The organism is Spirillospora sp. NPDC047418 (assembly GCF_040643275.1).
Classification (GTDB): Bacteria; Actinomycetota; Actinomycetes; order Streptosporangiales; family Streptosporangiaceae; genus Spirillospora.
Genome location: NZ_JBEYTW010000029.1, coordinates 1 through 17,308, shown reverse-complemented (window position 1 = coordinate 17,308; position 17,308 = coordinate 1). Strand labels below are relative to the sequence as shown.

16 protein-coding genes and 4 tRNA genes are annotated in these 17,308 nt (G+C 71.3%); 10 read left to right on the top strand and 10 right to left on the bottom strand.

Annotation, left to right across the window (positions count from 1 at the left end):
- Positions 1–176 precede the first annotated feature (176 nt).
- Complete coding sequence (locus ABZ806_RS19745; protein WP_500218765.1) at positions 177–1,349, top strand: CaiB/BaiF CoA transferase family protein; 1,173 nt, start codon at positions 177–179, stop codon at positions 1,347–1,349.
- A gap of 407 nt (positions 1,350–1,756) precedes the next feature.
- Here ABZ806_RS19745 and ABZ806_RS19740 read toward each other — a convergent pair whose 3' ends face one another.
- Positions 1,757–1,999, bottom strand: a complete 243-nt coding sequence (locus tag ABZ806_RS19740) for a hypothetical protein (RefSeq protein ID WP_500218764.1) — start codon at positions 1,997–1,999, stop codon at positions 1,757–1,759.
- Between the two features lie 747 nt (positions 2,000–2,746).
- Here ABZ806_RS19740 and ABZ806_RS19735 point away from each other — a divergent pair.
- Together ABZ806_RS19735 and ABZ806_RS19730 are read left to right on the top strand one after the other, a co-directional pair.
- Positions 2,747–2,962 (top strand): helix-turn-helix domain-containing protein, encoded by a 216-nt coding sequence (locus tag ABZ806_RS19735; protein WP_500218763.1) that lies wholly within the window; start codon positions 2,747–2,749, stop codon positions 2,960–2,962.
- A gap of 185 nt (positions 2,963–3,147) precedes the next feature.
- Positions 3,148–4,419: a tyrosine-type recombinase/integrase gene (locus tag ABZ806_RS19730; RefSeq protein WP_500218762.1), complete on the top strand. Its 1,272-nt coding sequence runs from the start codon at positions 3,148–3,150 to the stop codon at positions 4,417–4,419.
- Positions 4,420–4,607: 188 nt separating this feature from the next.
- Here ABZ806_RS19730 and ABZ806_RS19725 read toward each other — a convergent pair.
- From ABZ806_RS19725 to ABZ806_RS19715, 3 genes are all read right to left on the bottom strand, one after another.
- A tRNA-Val gene (locus ABZ806_RS19725) sits at positions 4,608–4,679 on the bottom strand.
- Complete coding sequence (locus tag ABZ806_RS19720; protein WP_500218761.1) at positions 4,670–5,704, bottom strand: ABC-2 transporter permease; 1,035 nt, start codon at positions 5,702–5,704, stop codon at positions 4,670–4,672. Before ABZ806_RS19720 ends, ABZ806_RS19725 begins: the two co-directional genes overlap by 10 nt.
- Before the next feature lie 26 nt (positions 5,705–5,730).
- Entirely contained in the window at positions 5,731–6,159 is a 429-nt protein-coding gene (locus ABZ806_RS19715) for a TIGR02611 family protein (protein WP_500218760.1), read from the bottom strand.
- A 267-nt stretch (positions 6,160–6,426) separates the two neighbouring features.
- Between ABZ806_RS19715 and ABZ806_RS19710 the strand changes: the two genes are divergently transcribed.
- Positions 6,427–6,840, top strand: a complete 414-nt coding sequence (locus tag ABZ806_RS19710; RefSeq protein WP_500218759.1) for an SsgA family sporulation/cell division regulator — start codon at positions 6,427–6,429, stop codon at positions 6,838–6,840.
- Here ABZ806_RS19710 and sthA read toward each other — a convergent pair.
- Both sthA and ABZ806_RS19700 read right to left on the bottom strand, forming a co-directional pair.
- A complete protein-coding gene (gene sthA, locus ABZ806_RS19705; protein ID WP_500218758.1) occupies positions 6,837–8,240 on the bottom strand; it encodes a Si-specific NAD(P)(+) transhydrogenase in 1,404 nt (467 codons plus the stop codon). The two genes, ABZ806_RS19710 and sthA, sit on opposite strands and share 4 nt — an antisense overlap.
- A gap of 31 nt (positions 8,241–8,271) precedes the next feature.
- Positions 8,272–8,925, bottom strand: a complete 654-nt coding sequence (locus tag ABZ806_RS19700) for a TetR/AcrR family transcriptional regulator (protein WP_500218757.1) — start codon at positions 8,923–8,925, stop codon at positions 8,272–8,274.
- A gap of 90 nt (positions 8,926–9,015) precedes the next feature.
- Here ABZ806_RS19700 and ABZ806_RS19695 point away from each other — a divergent pair, with 90 nt between their 5' ends.
- Genes ABZ806_RS19695 through ppgK form a run of 3 tightly spaced genes read left to right on the top strand, consistent with a single transcriptional unit; the run spans position 9,016 to position 10,951 of the window.
- Positions 9,016–9,759, top strand: coding sequence for an SDR family oxidoreductase (locus tag ABZ806_RS19695; RefSeq protein ID WP_500218756.1), 744 nt, complete (start codon positions 9,016–9,018; stop codon positions 9,757–9,759).
- Positions 9,759–10,079 carry a DMT family transporter gene (locus ABZ806_RS19690; protein ID WP_500218755.1) on the top strand — a complete coding sequence of 107 codons (321 nt, stop codon included), beginning with the start codon at positions 9,759–9,761 and terminating at the stop codon, positions 10,077–10,079. Before ABZ806_RS19695 ends, ABZ806_RS19690 begins: the two co-directional genes overlap by 1 nt.
- A gap of 29 nt (positions 10,080–10,108) precedes the next feature.
- Positions 10,109–10,951: a polyphosphate--glucose phosphotransferase gene (gene ppgK / locus ABZ806_RS19685; protein ID WP_500218754.1), complete on the top strand. Its 843-nt coding sequence runs from the start codon at positions 10,109–10,111 to the stop codon at positions 10,949–10,951.
- 66 nt (positions 10,952–11,017) lie between these two features.
- On the opposite strand, the gene ABZ806_RS19680 is transcribed toward ppgK, so the two are convergent.
- The 4 genes from ABZ806_RS19680 to ABZ806_RS19665 all read right to left on the bottom strand — a co-directional run bounded on the left by ABZ806_RS19680 (position 11,018) and on the right by ABZ806_RS19665 (position 16,791).
- The gene (locus ABZ806_RS19680; RefSeq protein WP_500218753.1) at positions 11,018–13,747 is read right to left on the bottom strand and encodes a glycoside hydrolase family 38 N-terminal domain-containing protein; all 2,730 of its coding nucleotides are present in this window, start codon (positions 13,745–13,747) and stop codon (positions 11,018–11,020) included.
- Complete coding sequence (locus tag ABZ806_RS19675; protein ID WP_500218752.1) at positions 13,738–14,934, bottom strand: CehA/McbA family metallohydrolase; 1,197 nt, start codon at positions 14,932–14,934, stop codon at positions 13,738–13,740. The genes ABZ806_RS19680 and ABZ806_RS19675 overlap by 10 nt, the downstream gene beginning before the upstream one ends.
- Positions 14,935–15,062: 128 nt before the next feature.
- Positions 15,063–15,899 carry an aminotransferase class IV gene (locus tag ABZ806_RS19670; RefSeq protein ID WP_500218751.1) on the bottom strand — a complete coding sequence of 279 codons (837 nt, stop codon included), beginning with the start codon at positions 15,897–15,899 and terminating at the stop codon, positions 15,063–15,065.
- A 187-nt stretch (positions 15,900–16,086) separates the two neighbouring features.
- Entirely contained in the window at positions 16,087–16,791 is a 705-nt protein-coding gene (locus ABZ806_RS19665) for an ArsR/SmtB family transcription factor (protein WP_500218750.1), read from the bottom strand.
- Between the two features lie 125 nt (positions 16,792–16,916).
- Here ABZ806_RS19665 and ABZ806_RS19660 point away from each other — a divergent pair.
- The 3 genes from ABZ806_RS19660 (at position 16,917) to ABZ806_RS19650 (ending at position 17,205) form a co-directional block, all read left to right on the top strand.
- A tRNA-Gly gene (locus ABZ806_RS19660) sits at positions 16,917–16,988 on the top strand.
- 41 nt (positions 16,989–17,029) lie between these two features.
- A tRNA-Cys gene (locus ABZ806_RS19655) sits at positions 17,030–17,100 on the top strand.
- A 33-nt stretch (positions 17,101–17,133) separates the two neighbouring features.
- Positions 17,134–17,205 (top strand) — tRNA-Val (locus ABZ806_RS19650).
- Positions 17,206–17,308: the final 103 nt, after the last annotated feature.

Genomic DNA, 17,308 nt, shown 5'->3' with positions numbered 1-17,308 from the left:
CAGGTTTGTGTGAGGACAGTCTCAGACCTGCATGGAGGCCGTCAAGACGTCCGAGGAAGTTCACGGTTGTGCGCGCCCAACGAAAACCGTTCTCGCGCAGCGACGTCCTACATGCATACACTCTGCTCGCTACCTGTGCACAGATCGGCCCGTCCACGTACTCGGGAGGAAGACAGATGACGTCCGCGCTCGAGGGAGTCCGCGTACTCGACTTCGGAAGGGTGCTCGCCGCCCCGTACGCGACCATGTTGCTCGCCGACCTCGGGGCCGAGGTGCTCAAGATCGAGAGCCCGCAGGGTGATGACACCAGGCACTGGGGCCCGCCGTGGCGAGACGGCGAGTCGACGTACTTTCGAGCCGTGAATCGCAACAAGGTGTCCGTGGTACTCGATCTGCGCGACGCCGACGACGCCGCCCGCGCGCGGGACCTCGTCAGAACCAGTGACGTTCTGGTGGAAAACTTCCGACCAGGCACGATGGATCGCCATGGCCTCGGCTACGACGCGGCACGGAAGTTGAACCCCGGGATCGTGTACTGCTCCATCACGGGGTTCGGCACCAAGGGAGGTCGCCAGCTGCCCGGCTACGACCTGCTGATCCAGGCGACAAGCGGTCTCATGTCGATAACCGGCGAAGCTGCCGCACCAACAAAGGTCGGCGTCGCACTCATCGATGTCGTGACCGGTCTGCACGCCACCATCGGAATCCTCGCAGCCCTCCGCCACCGCAGCCGCACTGGAGAGGGACAGCGTGTGGAGGCGAATCTGCTCTCATCCGCCCTCTCGGCGCTGACGAATCAGGCAAGCGCCTACGTGGAAGGCGGCATAACACCGACTGCCACCGGCAATGATCATCCGTCGATCGTCCCCTACGGTGTCTTCGAGACCAGTGACGGCGCCATGGTCCTGGCAGTGGGAAACGACCGACAGTTCAGTTCGCTCATGCAAATCCTGGGACGTCCCGACCTCGCTGAAGACCCTCGCTACGCGACCAATGCGAAGCGCGTGGAAAACCGGCAAGACTTGGTGAAGCTCCTCAACAGGCTGCTGACGACCGCCCCGAAGGCCGTCTGGATCACCAAGCTGAGCAATGCCGGTGTCCCCGCCGGCCAGGTCAACAGCATTGCCGAGGCATTCGAACTCGCCGAATGTCTCGGGCTCGCACCTGTTCTCGACTTGATCAGCGGGGAAACGAGATCGCGGCAAGTCGCCAACCCGATCGGCCTGAGCCGAACGCCACCCCGGTACGTCTCACCTCCACCCGCTTTCATGGCTGGCCGGCGGCCCACTCCCCCGGCCGGTTCTTGTTCGTCCGATTGCGCTCGGCCCCAGGTCAACGGTCACCACTGACGGCTGCGGACGTTTACCCGCGCCCGGTCATTGGAGGGCGATTCATGGTGCCAACAGGCCCGGCCGGTTGCCGCGTTCCGGCGCTCCACGGACGGTCCGCGACATGCGGACCGACGGCCCTGAGGGCCTGGCCGCCACCGACCATCGAGAAACTCGACCGGAGGGGCGGCAGCGCGCCCCGATGGCTTCTTGCAGGACGCGATCGCCGAGGCCGCCCCGACGCTGGATGGCGGCGCCGCTGAGCCGGACCTGCTGCGGCTGACGCTGGCACGGGCCAGTGAGCCGGAGGACGCGGCGGGAGGCCCGCGGGCGGCAGCCAGTTCCCTGGGCGAGTCAGACCGTGCTGCTCCTCCTGTACGCATACCTCTTCATATATTTCCGAGCGGCGGCGTAGCGCTACTTCATAGCTACTCGATGTCAAGCACGGCCAGGAGTGCGGCTGTGGGGACGCGATAGCAGATGCCGATGCGGATTACTTTGCAGGGGAACTGATTTTGTTTAGCGGGTGGCCCACGCGAGACCGCGGTGTTCGACTCCATTGTGTGCAGGTCTGCGGGCTGATCAACCAGGTAGTGCGCCATCTGCGGGCGGCTTTGCATCAGCGGCGGCTCGACGAGCAGCGGGATCTCGGTACGCACCGGTTCGAGCACACCAGGCCTCTACCGCAATCGGCCGCCGGCTTCGACACCGACGGATACTCCTTTCCACCGGCGGTGCCCGAGTCAAACACCCCGCAGGCGACACCCTCGGTTCAGGCCGCGCCATGTCTGAGAAGGTCATGGCATTGCTCAAGCGGCTCAGTGAGCTCCGTGAACGCCGGTGTCGTCACCAGCGAAGAGTTCGAAGCCGAGAAGAAGGAGTCTGCTCGACCGGCTCTTGGCAGGCCGACGCTGTTGGCGCGTGGTGCCGGTTGCGGGCGTGCCGTGTGGCGCCTGGCCAGACGCGCAGGCCTCCTGATCGCCTGAGCCGCACGCCATCCAGCATCAAGCGCGCCGAAGCCGACAGGCCTCGGAGTCTGAAACCCAGCAGCGGGGAGCCGTGCGACGCGGATGTCCACTTTGGTGGGTTCAGGTGGTCCGCCGAGGCCGCGTACATGGCATCGCATGCCACATGATCACATCGGGTCTCATTGACATCTGGTTGACACGTGATCTTGAAACAAGATCACTAAGAGGTCGTCAAGCCTCTGACCTGGGGAAACGGTGGAGCGGGTGACGGGAATCGAACCCGCGCTGTCAGCTTGGGAAAACGAATTCAGATGGACGCACCTGGCCCACGCATGGGCTTGTTGGGCTATTGGGTTCGAGAACGCAGGCCGAAGCAGGGTGCGTCACCCCTCGACTCGCGACACACGCCTACCCAGACTGTACATGGCTGACTACAGTCCGTGTAAAGTTGTGACCAAGGTCGTCAATCCCCGGTTGTACACGCCCGCCGAGGCGGCGGCGCTGTTGCAGGTGCGGGAGTCATGGCTGCGCAAGAAGGCCAGTGCGCGGGCCATCCCGTGCACCTTCATCGGCAAGCATCTGCGATTCAGCGATCAGGACATCACCGCGATCATCACGGCCGGCGCGAAGCAGCCGGTCAATCAAAACCGGCGGGGCCGGCATTAGGTTCCGCCAACTCCCAGGGCTCAAAACGAAGGAGGAACCATGGCGAACGCAGAGAAGCGCGGCAAGGCCTGGCGGGTGAGGTACCAGCGGCCGGATGGGACACGGGCCTCGGAGGGAGGTTTCGAGACCAAGCAAGCTGCGCTCAACTGGGGTAACGACCAGGAAGCCCAGATAAGACGAGATAGGTGGCACGACCCCGCGAGGGGGCCGCGTTACTGGCCGACTGGATCGAGCTCTGGTGGGCCGGTCAGGACATCGAGCCCACAACTGAGCTCAAGTACCGGTATCTGATCGACCACCACATCCTGCCCGCGTTCGGCAGTCGGCCCGTGAACACCTTCACCAGCCCGGAGGAGATCGTGGCTTGGGAGAAGCGGACTCGCGGGCGAGGGTTCTCGCATCGGACGGCCTCTGATGCGCGATCCATGCTGGGCACGATCCTGGGTGACGCGAAGGACGGGGGGCTGCTGCCGGTCAACATCGCCGAGAAGCGCAAGGGGCGTGGGCGCAAGCGTGCCAGGCGGGCACACGGCGCTCGGGGTCCGGAGAAGGCATGGGCGACGCCACTGCAGGTTCTGCTTCTGGCGGAGCGGTGCGGGCTGCTGTCGGGGCGCGAGGACGACTTCGTCCTGATCGTGCTCACCGCTTACACCGGGATGCGGTGGGGTGAGGTGATGGGGCTGCAGCGGCCGTTCTGCCGACTCGACCACGTCCAGGTCGACTGGCAACTGCGGGAGTACTCCGGGCGGCTTGAGATGGCGCCGCCCAAGGACGACTCCTACCGAGCCGTCGATCTGCCTCCGTTCCTCGCGGGTCTCGTCTCCCGGCAGGTACAGCGCGCCAGTCGATGTGCCTGCGCGGGACGGCGGCCTGTGTGCGGAAGCAAAGGCGAATTCTTGTTCCTCGGATCCGACACCGGCCATCACCGGCGCAGCAACTACGCACGGCGGGTGTTCCAGCCTGCGGCTCAGGGGCGTTTTCCCGGGCAGCGGCAAAGCGACGGACGTCCGGTTCTGGTGGACGCTACGGAGTGGCCGGGAACGCCGCTGCCACCCTGGCCGGCCGCCCGGCCGGATCACCCATTCCAGCCACCGCAAGGGCGCGGGCGCAAGCCGATTCCGCCCGGAACACCGTTGGCGTGCTGGCTTCCGCTGCTGGAGAACCTCACACCGCACGGCCTGCGGCATGGCCACAAAACCTGGATGGCAGAGGACGGGGTTCCAGAGGTTCTCCAGGCCGACCGGCTAGGGCATATCGTGCCGGGCATCCGCGGTGTGTACACGCACGTCTCGGACGCGATGCGCGACGAACTGAAGACGAAACTTCAGCGTCGCTGGGAAGACGCTCTCGATGAGCGCGCCGATATGGCTCCGGGCTCGTCTCTGCCGGTGCTGGAGGGCCTGCTCTCCGCAAGGCGGGAGAAACGCGGATCGGTCGTCTCCCTGAGAAGTGCCTGATTCGGGAGGCACAACACGCGCGGTGGTCCGACCGGTGGGCCACCGCGCCTTCTGTTACGGAGAGTGACCGACGGGGCGGGGGGTCTCGTGAACACATTCGGAGTGGGGCAAGATCATGCCCCAGATCTGCCCCAGTGAAGCACGAAGGCCCTGCCGCTTACGTGCGGGAGGGCCTGTGGGGTAAGGGGTGGGCGATACTGGGTTCGAACCAGTGACCTCTTCGGTGTGAACGAAGCGCTCTCCCACTGAGCTAATCGCCCCGGTGTTCCGACTTCGGAAACTCTAGCGCATCTTGGGAGGTGGTCGCGCGTCGAGTGCGGTGCTCCCAGATGAGGTAGACGGTGGTGCAGGCCAGGGCCCAGGCCGCCAGGGTGATGAAGGGCTCGGCCCGCTGGTGGTCGTAGAAGTAGATGGCGGTGTGCTGGGCGTTCACGGAGGCGCCGGGCGGGAGCCAGCGGCCGATGGCGCCGAGCAGGGACGGAAGGAGGGGCCAGGAGACGGCGCCGCCCGAGGACGGGTTGCCGAGCAGGACCATGAGGCCCCAGGTGGGGGCGATGGCCCAACGGCCGATGAGGGTGTTGAACATCGTGAAGACCATGCCGCTGGTGAACATGGTGAGCGAGGAGATGGCCCAGGACTCCCGGAAGGGGAGGTGCAGGACGCCTAGCAGCGTGTCTACGGCGGCGCAGATGGCGAGGCCGCCCAGGACGGCATAGGCGGCGGTGAAGGCGACGCGGGCGGCGGGGGTCAGGGCCGCGGCGTGGACGTTGAGCTGGATGGCGCCGACGAAGCCGACGATGACGGCGGCGAGGGAGATGTAGAAGATGGCGAGGCCCTGCGGGTCGGTGGGCTGCAGGGGCTTGATGTCGCGGACCTGGACGGAGACGCCGGCGGCGGCGCCCGCGGCGGGGGCCGCCTGGGCCAGGAGGCGGGCGACGGAGGCGCCGGACGCGGCGGCGATGTCGAGGGTGACGTTCGGGCCGGTGAGGGTGATGATCGCGAAGGCCCGCTGTTCTTCGACGGCTTCACCGGCCTTGGCGTAGGTCCGGTACTGGTGGACGACCAGGGACGATTTCAGGCGCTGGTCGAGGGCGTCCACGAAGGCGGCCGAGTTGCCCTGGCCGGTCACGGCCAGGGGCAGGTGGCGGGGCTCCGGGTTGGCCATGCTGTAGCTGTAGGAGCCGGCGAACAGGCTCGCGGCGATGCTGAGGATGAACAGCAGGATGGTGGCCGGGAGGAACGGGGACGCGCGGAAGGCCGCCCACCGGTCACGGATGCTGTTCACATAGTTACGCTAGGTGACCGTGGGGGTCAGGTCCAGAACGTGGGGTCTTCGATCTTCCAGGGGAAGGTCAGGCCGTAGACGGCCAGGTAGCCGGCCAGGGCGGCGGCCAGGAGGACGGCTGTGGCCCCGCCGAGGATGGTGTTGCGGCGGCGCTTGCGGGGGTCGAGGGCCTTCTCCTTGGCGCGGTCCGCGGCGGTCTTGGCGCGGTGCAGGGCGCGCTGGGCCCAGGCGAACTCCGTGGCGAGGATCGCGAGGCCGATGACGATGCCGAGCAGGCCAGGCCCGGGGGTGATCATCATGACGAGGCCGCCGATGAGGACGGTCGCGCCGACGGCGAAGACGCCCGCGCGCCAGGCGGTGTTCAGCAGCGGGTTGCGCCGTACCCGGTCGCGGAAGCGGTGGAACAGGCCGGGTTCCTCCGGAGGCGGGGCGACCTTTTCATCATTGATTGCCACGGATTTACCTTAAGCCAGATGTCATGGTTACGGCGACGCCGGGAGGGCGCCCGGCACCCCGGACAGACCCCCACAAGATCGGCCTTTGCGCAGGTCAGACATAGGTTTTGCTACCGTGAGATGGGTCACAGGTGCCGGGGGCGGCGGAATGTTCGGCCGGGATAAGGCAGTTAGGCGTCATAGATCGCGGGGATGTCCGTGAGAGGGAGTAACCGCCCGACCGGAGCACCCCGCGAGCCAGCGGGACCGACGTAAGAGGGAATGGCCATGAACAGCAGTTCCACCGTCTCAGCGCAGCTGGGCCTTCGTCTCGTCGTCCCCGACCGCACGACCGTCCCCCTGCTCGCCGGGCTCGAGTACGCGGCCGACGACCCGTACGCGATCCGGATGGCCTTCTATGTGGGCGACGACGAGCCGGTGGAGTGGATCTTCGCCAGGGAGCTCCTCACGGTCGGCATCGTGCGCAGGGTCGGGGACGGGGACGTCGAGGTCTGGCCCGCCGACGACGACGGCTCGCTCAACATCGCGCTGTCGTCCCCGTTCGGGGACGCGTTGTTCGAGGTGCCGCTGTCACCGCTCGCGGACTTCCTGCACCGGACGTACCAGGCGGTGCCGGCGGGTGAGGAGACCGAGTTCATCGACATCGACGCCGAGCTGGAGAACCTGCTCTGGCCGTCCTAGCCGGACAGGCGGGCGATGTGGCGCATCTTGTTCATCGCGTCCAGGGCGGCGACCTTGTAGGACTCGGCGAGCGTCGGGTAGTTGAACACCGCGTTGACCAGGTAGTCGACGGTGCCGCCGCAGCCCATGACCGTCTGCCCGATGTGGACGAGCTCGGTGGCCCCGGTGCCGAAGACGTGGACGCCCAGGAGCCGCCGGTCCTCTGAGGAGACCAGGAGCTTCAGCATCCCGTAGGAGTCGCCGATGATCTGGCCGCGGGCCAGTTCGCGGTAGCGGGAGACGCCCACCTCGAAGGGGACCTTGGCCTCGGTGAGGGCGTCCTCGGTGCGGCCGACGAAGCTGATCTCGGGGATCGTGTAGATGCCGATGGGCTGGGTCTCGTTGATCTCCGAGACGGGCTCGCCGCAGGCGTGGTGCGCGGCGAGGCGCCCCTGCTCCATCGAGGTGGCGGCGAGGGACGGGAAGCCGATCACGTCCCCGACCGCGTAGATGTGCGGGACCTCGGTGCGGTAGTCGGCGTCGACCTTGATCCGGCCGCGGTGGTCGGCGGCGAGTCCGGCGGCGTCCAGGCACAGGTCGTCGGTCATGCCCTGCCGCCCGGCCGAGTACATGACGGTGTCGGCGGGGATGCGCTTGCCGCTCTCCAGGACGGTGATCGCGCCGTTCGGCATCCGCTCGACGGACGCGACCGCCTCCCGGAACCGGAACGTGACGGCGAGGTCGCGCAGGTGGTACTTGAGCGCCTCGACGATCTCCAGGTCGCAGAAGTCCAGCATGCGCTCGCGGCGCTCGACGACGGTGACCTTGGTGCCGAGCGCGGCGAACATCGAGGCGTACTCGATGCCGATGACGCCCGCGCCGACGACGACCATGGTCTCCGGGATGCGGTCCATGTTGATGATGCCGTCGGAGTCGATGATCGTCCGGTCGTCGAAGGCGACGGTGTCGGGCCGGGCCGGACGGGTGCCGGTGGCGATCACGACGCGGTCGGCGGTGACCTTCCGCTCCCGGTCGCCGGTGCCGGTGATCCCGACCGTGTTGGGCTCCAGGAACCGCCCGGTGCCCGCCAACAGGGTGACGCGGTTGCGGGCGAGCTGGCTGCGGATGACGTCGGTCTCCCGGCCGATGACGTGCTGGGTCCGCATCCCGAGGTCGGCGACGGTGATGTCGTCCTTGACCCGGTAGCTCTGCCCGTAGAGCTCGCGCTGGTTGAGGCCGGTCAGGTACAGGACGGCCTCGCGCATGGTCTTGGACGGGATCGTCCCGGTGTTGATGCAGACGCCGCCGATCATGTCGCGACGGTCGACGATGGCGACCTTGCGGCCGAGCTTGGCGGCGGCGATGGCCGCGCGCTGCCCGCCGGGGCCGGATCCGAGCACGAGGAGATCGAAGTCGTTCACGCCTCCAGTCTGGCGGTAGGCCCCGGTCCCGTTAAAGGCCTTCGCCGGATGGATCATGATCCGTCCGGTTCAGGCCGGGGATCAGGCCCGCGATCAGGGCGTCCAGGCCGGCCTTGACGCGGCCGAGCGGCATGCCCCGCGTCCGCCGCTGGTACAGGAACAGGTTCGCGGCGAGCGGCGCGAGGAGCGCGTCGGCGAGGTAGGCGGCGTCGGCGCCGGGGCGGATCCGGCCGAGGAGCATGGCCAGGTGCCGGTGGTACAGCGCGTACGAGCCGTCCCGGAAGCGGGCGTCCGGCGGCCCGGATTCGGCCATGACCAGCAGGTCGGCCTGCGCCTCGGTGCGGTCGGCGAGCGCGTGCAGGAAGGCGCGCAGGCGCTCGGCCGCGGGCGCGCCGGGCCCGAGGGGCGGCGGGCCGTGGATGAACGCGTCCTGGAAGCCGCGCTCGCGGTCGTCGATCACCGCGTAGACGAGCCGGGCGCGGTCGCCGAAGCGCCGGTAGACGGTGCCGACGCCGACGCCCGCGGCGCGGGCGACCTCGTCCATGGAGACGGCCTCGGGGCCGTGCCGGGCGATCAGTTCGGCGGCGGCGCGCACGATCCGGCGCCGGTTCTGCGCGGCGTCGGCGCGCTCGGGAGGCGGGCCTCCGACGACGCGCAACTCCCGCATGAGATCCCCTCTCGGCACAGACGGCAGCGTATCGGTCGTTGTATCCGGAGAATACTCCAGTTATGCTCTCCTAAACGGAAACTTTTCCGATTAGACCTGGAGGACGGGATGACCGCACAGCTTGAGGGACGGACGGCCCTGGTCACGGGCGGCGGGCGCGGCATCGGCGCCGCGATCGCGCTGCGCCTCGCGCGGGACGGCGCGGATGTCGCCGTGACCTACCTGCGGGCCCCGGAGCGGGCCGCCGAGGTCGTCCGCGAGATCGAGGCGGCGGGCCGGCGCGGGCTGGCGATCGCCGCGGACGCGGCCGACCCCGCCGCCGCGGCGGCCGCCGTGGACCGGGTCGCCGCCGAGTTCGGACGGCTCGACATCCTGGTCAACAACGCCGGGATCGCGCCGAACGGCCCGCTGGAGGACGTCTCGGCCGAGGAGCTGGACCTGACGATCGGCGTGCACGTCCGGGCGGCGTTCGTGACGGCGCAGGCCGCCGCCCGCCACCTCGGGCCCGGCGGGCGGATCGTCAACATCGGCAGCAGCCTGGCCGAGCGCGTCCCGTACCCGGGGTGGACGCTGTACGCGATGAGCAAGTCCGCGCTGACCGGCCTCACCCGGGGCCTGGCCCGCGACCTCGGGCCGCGCGGGATCACCGCGAACGTCGTGCAGCCCGGCTCGACCGACACCGAGATGAACCCGGCCGACTCCCCGGACGCCGAGTTCGAGCGGGGTTTCACCGCGCTCGGCCGGTACGCGCGGGCCGAGGAGATCGCGGCGATGGTCGCGCATCTGGCGGGCCCGGGAGGCGACTTCATCACGGGCACGGCGATCGCGGTCGACGGGGGGTACGCGGCCTGATGGCGTGGGTCTTCCTGCTGATCGCGTCGCTGATGGAGCTGGTGTGGGCGACGGCGCTGAAGGAGTCGGACGGCCTGACCAAGCCGTGGCCGACCGCCATCGGCCTCGCGGTCGCGCTGCTCAGCGTGGTCGTGCTGTCGCTGTCGCTGCGCACGCTGCCGGTCGGCACCGCCTACGCGGTCTTCACCGGCCTCGGGGCGCTCGGCGTGGCCGCGGTCGGCATGGTCGCGTTCGGCGAGAGCGCGTCCCCGACCCGCGTCGGGTTCCTGGGGCTGATCATCATCGGTGTGGTGGGCCTGCAGTTCGCCGAGAACTCTTAGTCCGGGCGGAGATCGGGCAGAGTGGGGGCATGGCGAGGGAGATGCTCGGGATCGACATGGGCGGGTCGGGGATCAAGGGGGCGCCGGTCGATCTGTCCGACGGCGCGTTCGCGCGGGAGCGGTTCCGGATCGACACGCCGCATCCGGCCCGGCCGAAGCCGGTCGCGAAGGTCATCGCCCGGATCGTCGACCACTTCGGCTGGGACGGCCCGGTGGGCGTCACCTACCCCGGCGTGGTGATCGGCGGTGTGGCGATGTCGGCGGCGAACGTGTCCAAGCGCTGGCTCGGGGTGGACGCGGCGTCGCTGTTCGCGGACGCCACCGGCCGGGAGGTCACGCTGCTCAACGACGCGGACGCGGCCGGGGTCGCGGAGATGCGCCTCGGCGCGGGACGCGACCGGCGCGGCACCGTCGTCGTGCTCACGCTCGGCACCGGCATCGGGAGCGCGCTGTTCACCGACGGCGTGCTCGTCCCGAACACCGAGTTCGGGCACCTCCAGATCGACGGGCGGGACGCCGAGCTGCGCGCTTCCGCGAAGGCGCGCACCGAGGAGGACCTCGGCTGGCACGCGTGGGCGCGGCGGCTCGGCGCGTACATGGCGCACCTGGAGGCGCTGATCTCCCCGTCGCTGATCATCGTGGGCGGCGGGGTGAGCCGCAAGTCCGCGCACTTCCTGCCGCTGATCGAGGGGGTGCGCGCGGAGATCGTCCCGGCGCGGCTGGTGAACAACGCGGGGATCGTCGGGGCGGCGATGGCGGCGGCCGCCGCGCATCCGGCGGAGACCGCCGGGCCCGCGCCGCACCGGGTCCGGACGTCCGGGGCGACCGGCGGGGCGCAGGGCGAGCGCGGCACCGCCGAGGCCGCCCGCTGAGGCGCACCGCCGGAACGCCGCCCCGGACGACGCCGGAGACGACGCCCGGGACGACGCCCGGCGCCGTCAGGACGTTCTGAGCCGCACGGTCGCGATCTCCCAGGGGCGCAGCGCCAGCGCGGCCGTCCCGGCGTGGACGTCGAGCGGGATGCCGGGGCGTCCGCGCAGGTCGGCGCGGACGGCCTCGGTGAAGTCCCCGCGCAGGACGGCCGTGGTCGGCTCGGCGCACTGGGCGGCCATCCGGGTCTCGGTCCAGCCGTCGCGGGCCCGCAGCGACGTCATGACCACGCCGTCCCCCGAGATCGCGATGCCCTCCCGGGACGCCGGCGGGGCCGCGGAGGCGTGCCCGTAACCGGCGGCGGTGAGAAGGTCGTGCCGGTACGCCTCGGCCGCCTTGAGGACGTCGCCGCCGGGCCGTTCGCCGTCGTAGGGCAGGACCGCCATCCCGGTCGCCCGCTCGCCGCGGCACTGCGCGCCCGGGGTGCGGAGCTGCGGCCCGGCGGGCTGGTCCCGGTAGGCGTTGCGGTCCCGGGACAGGTGGCCGACGGCGCGCAGCAGGGTGAGGGCCATCTCCCGGCCGGCGCCGGTGATCTCGTACTCGGTCGCGTGCTCCAGCAGGACGGCGATGCCGCCCGCGGCGGCGAACCCGGACGCCGGGTACGTCGGCACGGGGCGCTCCCCGAAGCCGCCCTCGGCCGTCAGCCCCCGCTCGGTGATCGCGAACTGGCCCTCGGCGAACGACGAGTCCGCCCGGCGCGGCAGCGACAGGTGCAGCCGGACGCGGTGGTCGTCGCAGCGGTTGTCGAACGCGACGCGCAGCCGCAGGAACGGCTCGCCGGCGCGCAGCTCGGCGCGGACGGTGACCGCCACGTCCTCCTCGGCCTCGGAGCGGGCGTCGCGCTCCAGGTCGCCGCCGCGGGGCCACCGGTAGGTCCGGACGATGTCGAAAGCGGCGACGAGCGGCCCGTCCGACACGCGTTCCACATGCACCGTGAGCGGATCGCCGACGATCCGGTCGTCGGCGGGCGGCGCGTAGTTGTAGGAGTCGCCCAGGTCACCGCCGTCCACGATCCGCCCGACGCCCTCGATGACGTGGCCGGACGGGGTGCGCAGGCCGAGCGTGCCGTCGGCGTGCACCTCGGCGCGCAGCAGCCCGTTGTCGAGGACGCCGCCCTCCAGCGCCACCGGGCCCTCCTCGGGCCGCGAGGCCGGCACCGGCCGCACGGTGGTCAGCCCGAGCGGCGGCACATCGACGAGCGCGGCGACGGTGCGGCGCGGGTCCGCCAGGATCCGGACGCGCCACTCCCCCTCCGCGTCGCGCAGTTCCTCCCGCACCTCGCCGAGGTCGAACGGGACGTCCGCGCGGTAGGTCACGTGGAAGGTCAGCGTGCGGTCGTCCCGCGACACCGACCAGGCGCGGATCTCCTGCCCGTACAGCACCCGCCCGTACACCCGCTCCAGCAGGACCGGCAGCTGGGAGGCCGGGTGGACGGCGTCGTCCAGCACCGTCGGTGCGATGTCGATCGTCTGCACGGGCACCGGCCGCCCGTCCCCCGTCACCAGCCCCGGCTCCCCCTCGCACGGGACGTCCAGGGTGACCAGGCCGGTGCGGCGGGCCGGGGTCGGGTTGAACACCAGGTGCGAGCCGAGCGGGACGGACGCGGCCCGCTCGGCGGTGACGAGGTCGCAGACGGCGCGGCCGAGCTGGTCCGCCTCGGCCATGTGCGCCGCGACCTGCTCGGCGGTCTCGTCGCAGCCGCAGCCGGTGACCGAGTCGTGGCAGCCCGCCTCGATGAGCCGCCGCCACGCCAGGTCGAGGAACGTCTGCGCGTCGCCCGCGTACCAGAGCGCGGTGAGCGGCTCGGCGTACCGCTCGACGCGCCGCTCGGCGCGCCCCATCAGCTGCTTGAGCCGGACGCGGGCGGAGATCACGCCGGGCAGGATGTTGGCGCGGGCGTGCGAGCGCAGCTCGCCGCGGACGCGCGGCAGCCCGTCGATGGCGGTCTTCTCCCCCGCGAAGAAGCCGGCGAGGGTGTCCAGCCGCATGCCGGGCCCGGCGGCGGCGATCCGGTCGGCGAGGTCGGCCGCGGGCGCGGTGTGGTCGGCGCCGTACATGGCCAGCAGCGGGCCGCCGTGCGGGGACCAGCGGCCCATCGCCTCGGCGAACCCCGCGACGCGGCCGGCTGCCGGCGGCGGCGCGCCGCCGGCCTCCTCGAACATCGACGCGGCGTTGCCGTAGCCGCCCTCGGGCAGGTACCGGGTGCGGATCGCCGTCCCGTCCGGCGCCTCCCACGCGAACGCGCAGGACCGGACCCGGTCCGGGACGCCCCGCCACACGCACGCGTGCTCGATGCCGGCGAGCCGCAGGATCTGCGGCATCTGCGCGCAGTGCCCGAACTGGTCGGGCAGGTAGCCGACCATCATCGCGGCGCCGAGCTCCTGGGCGCTGCGCATCCCGAGCTCCAGGTTCCGGACGATGTTCTCCCCCGAGCACAGGAACTCGTCGTGCAGGATCTGCCAGGGCCCGACGGCGAGCCGCCCCTCCCGGACGAGGGCGGCCACCCGGTCGCGCCGTTCCGGGCGGACCTCCAGGTAGTCGTCGACCGCCGCCATCTGCCCGTCCAGCGTGAAGTGCCAGCGCGGATCGGCCTCCATCCGGTCGATGACGGCGTCGAGCAGCGACACCAGCCGCAGCCGGAAGCGCTGGAACGGCAGGTACCACTCGCGGTCCCAGTGGGTGTGCGGCACGACGACGATCTCGGCGCTCGCCGCCCGCTCGGCGTTGTCTACCCGCACAGTGCGATCACCTCGTTCTCGTGGCTCTCCAGGCGATGCATGCCCCGGTGCTCCGCCGGTATCCGGACCCGGTCGCCGCGGACGGCGGCGCGCCGCCCGTCCGGCCGGACGAGCACGGTCCCGTCGCCGCCGACGGCGACCAGGTCGTCCTCGACGCGCAGCAGGACGGGCGCGTCCCGCCCGGCGGACACGGCCGTCCGCCCGGCGACCAGGCCGCCGAGCACGTCGCCGCCCTCCGCGAGCACCCAGGTGCAGGGCTCGCCGAGCGTCTTGGCCTGGGCCGGGTCGTGGAAGTCGCTGCCGCCGAGCGGGACGATCCCGCCGGGCCGCCACAGCTCCGCCCAGGCCAGCGGGGCGCCCCAGCGCCGGTCCCACCAGGACGCATGCCAGAGCTCGGCGAACCGCGGCCGCCACTGCGGCGGCAGCGGGCGGCGCCAGGCGCCGTCGCCGCTCAGCGGATGGTTGATCGACATCAGCCCGCCGCGGGCGACGGCGAACGAGGCCCAGTCGGCGCTCGGCCCGCGGAAGTCGACCCAGCCGGTGGCGCCGAACACGTTCGCGTGCCCGAGGTCGGTGGTGACCTCCTGGCCGGGCAGCAGCAGGACGCCGGCGTGCGCACCGGCGGCGGGCAGCTCGCGGTGGTGGCTGACGGTGTTGTGGTCGGTCACCGCGAGGTAGTCCAGCCCTTGCGACGCGGCCAGGCACGCCAGTTCGTGGACGGTGAGCGTTCCGTCGCTGTGGACCGTGTGGGAGTGCAGGTCACCGGCGAGCCAGCGCATGCCGTCCGGGGCGGGGAGTTCACGACGAGGAGGACGTTCCGGCCGTGGCGGCGGGGTCTCCTCCGGTCGCGGTGGGATCGATGTCGACGTGGTCACCGTGACCTCGTACGGAACACCATCGGGCGGTATGCGGTGGAGTCCGAGCCAGACGTGCCAGGTACCGGGCTCCAGTTCCCCCGGCAGGTACCCGGGGGTCGCCCAGTCCGCGCTCACCGTGTACCGGCTGCGCGCTCCGCCGGACCAGCCGCGGAACCCGCCCGGGCCATGGCAGCCCAGGTCGATGACGCCTCCCTCATGGGACAGCCCGACCGTGATCGATGCCGTGCCCGGCGGCACGTCGAACGGGAGTTCGCGGAGCCCCTGTTCGAGCCGGTCCTCCAGGCTCCAGCGGCCCCGGTGCACCGTCATCCGTGCCTCCCGTCCTCGACCGGCCGAGCCGGCGGCCGGCCGCCCTCCGCCCACGGAGACCTGCCCGCCGAGCGCCCGGGGATGCCTCGCCCTGCGGGGCCGGAAGGCCTCGGGGAACCGTCCCCCGGTCAGGGGTCCATGAGTTCGGCGGCGCGGGCCGCGAACGCCTCCATGGCCTTCGCCGTGACGGGGCCGGGGGCGGCCGGCAGGACCGTCCCGTCGACGGCCCGGATCGGCTGGACGTCCCGCGTCGTGGACGTCAGGAACGCCTCGTCCGCGCGGTACAGGTCGTCCAGCGCGAGGTCCTCCTCCTCGCCGCCGAACCACTCCAGCGCCAGCGCGCGCGTCACCCCCGCCAGGCAGCCGGACGACAGCGGCGGCGTGACGAGCCGGCCGCCGAGCACGACGAAGACGTTGCTGCCCGTCCCCTCGCACAGGTTCCCGGCGGTGTTGGCGAAGATCGCCTCGCCGCCGCCGCGCTCCTTGGCGTAGGCGAGGGCCAGGGCGTTCTCCGCGTAGGACGTCGTCTTGAGGCCCGACAGGGCGCCGCGCTCGTTGCGCGGCCACGGCACCACCGTCACGTCCGCGGCCGGCGGGAACGGGTCCTGCGGCCCGACGATGATCGACACGGTCGGCCCCGCGTCGCCGCGCGCCGACCCCAGCGGGCCCGGGCCGCTCGTGTAGGTGATGCGGATGCGGGCCAGCGGCCACTTCGGCGCCGCCGCCAGCACCTCCAGGGCGCCCTGCGCGAGGACGTCGTGGTCGGGCTCGGGCAGGCCGAGCCCGGCCGCCGAACGGGCCAGCCGGCGCAGATGGCGGGTCAGCGCGAACGGCACCCCGTTCGTCGCCTTCACCGTCTCGAAGATCCCGTCCCCGACCAGCATGCCGTGGTCGAAGACCGACACCGTCGCCCGGTCCGGGTCCACCAGTTGCCCGTTCAGCCAGATCCTGGCCTGCGCCGTCACCGGAAGCCACCTTCCCCTCAGCCCGAGCCGGCGTCGGCCCGGTCCCGCGCCGTTCGCGGGGCGGCGGGAGTCCCGCGTCCACCCCCGCCCGGTCCTCCACAGTACGGCGCACCGGGCGCGGTGTTCGAGTTCTTCTGGCATCCCCGCGCGCTCACCCCCGCCGAACCGGGGCGAAACGCCGCGACGGTCAGGCCAGGACGCAGCCGAACGAATCCGCGAGCCCCGCCAGCCCCGCCTCCGTCACCACCAGCGCCCGCCGGGTCGTCCCCCGCTCGAACCAGCCCAGCTCGATCATCCGGGCGGTCAGCGCCGCCCCCAGCGCCCCGTTCAGATGCGGGCGCCGCTCCGTCCAGTCCAGGCACTGCCAGGCGAACCTCCGCCGCGCCCGGCGCAGCGCCGCGACGTCCAGGCCCAGCGCGGCCAGCCGCTCCCCGCCCTTCTCCGTCACCTCGAACGCGGCATCGCCGGCCGGCTCGATCAGGCCGCCGTCCACCAGCGCCGCGAACAGCGCCACGCCCGCCGCCCCCGCCAGATGGTCGTAGCACGTCCGCGCCTCGTGCAGCCGCCGCGCGTCCCGCGACTGCCGCAGGCTCCGCACCTGCGCCGCCGGGCTGATCCGCGACAGCGCCTCGATGACGTGCGCGACCTCCCGGCCCCGCAGCCGGTAGTACCGGTGCCGGCCCTGCTGCACCACCGTCACGAACCCGCCGTCCAGCAGCCGCCCTAGATGCGCGCTCGCCGTCTGCGCGCTCACCCCCGCCGCCCGCGCCAGCTCCCCCGCCGCGAGCGGCCGCCCGTCCAGCAGCGCCGTCAGCATCGCCGCCCGCGCCCGATCCGCCAGCAGCGCCGCCACCGGCGCGAAGTCCGCGCTCACGCCATGTTCCGAGCCCATGGGACGACCCTAGGCGCCCGACCCTTCGACGCCCGCCGAACCATCCCGGCCCGACCCGCCCCGAAACCCGGTTTGGGGAACGGCCCCCGACACGCTAAAGTCTTCCTCATCGCCGCAAGGCGCACGCGGAAGTGGCTCAGGGGTAGAGCATCACCTTGCCAAGGTGAGGGTCGCGGGTTCAAATCCCGTCTTCCGCTCTGAGGGGCCTTTCAGGCTGTGAACCAGAAGGTCTCATTCTGGTGGAGTGGCCGAGAGGCGAGGCAACGGCCTGCAAAGCCGTGTACACGGGTTCAAATCCCGTCTCCACCTCAACGCCGTACCTCCCCCGGAGGCAACGGAAACGGGCGATTAGCTCAGTGGGAGAGCGCTACCTTGACACGGTAGAGGCCACTGGTTCAATCCCAGTATCGCCCACTCGGAGTTGGGGGTCCTGTGTCCGCGGAGAGCGCGGACCGGGACTCCTCGTCATGTTGACCCGGGGGCGACCCCCGGACCCCCGATGTGGGGGGCTCCGCCC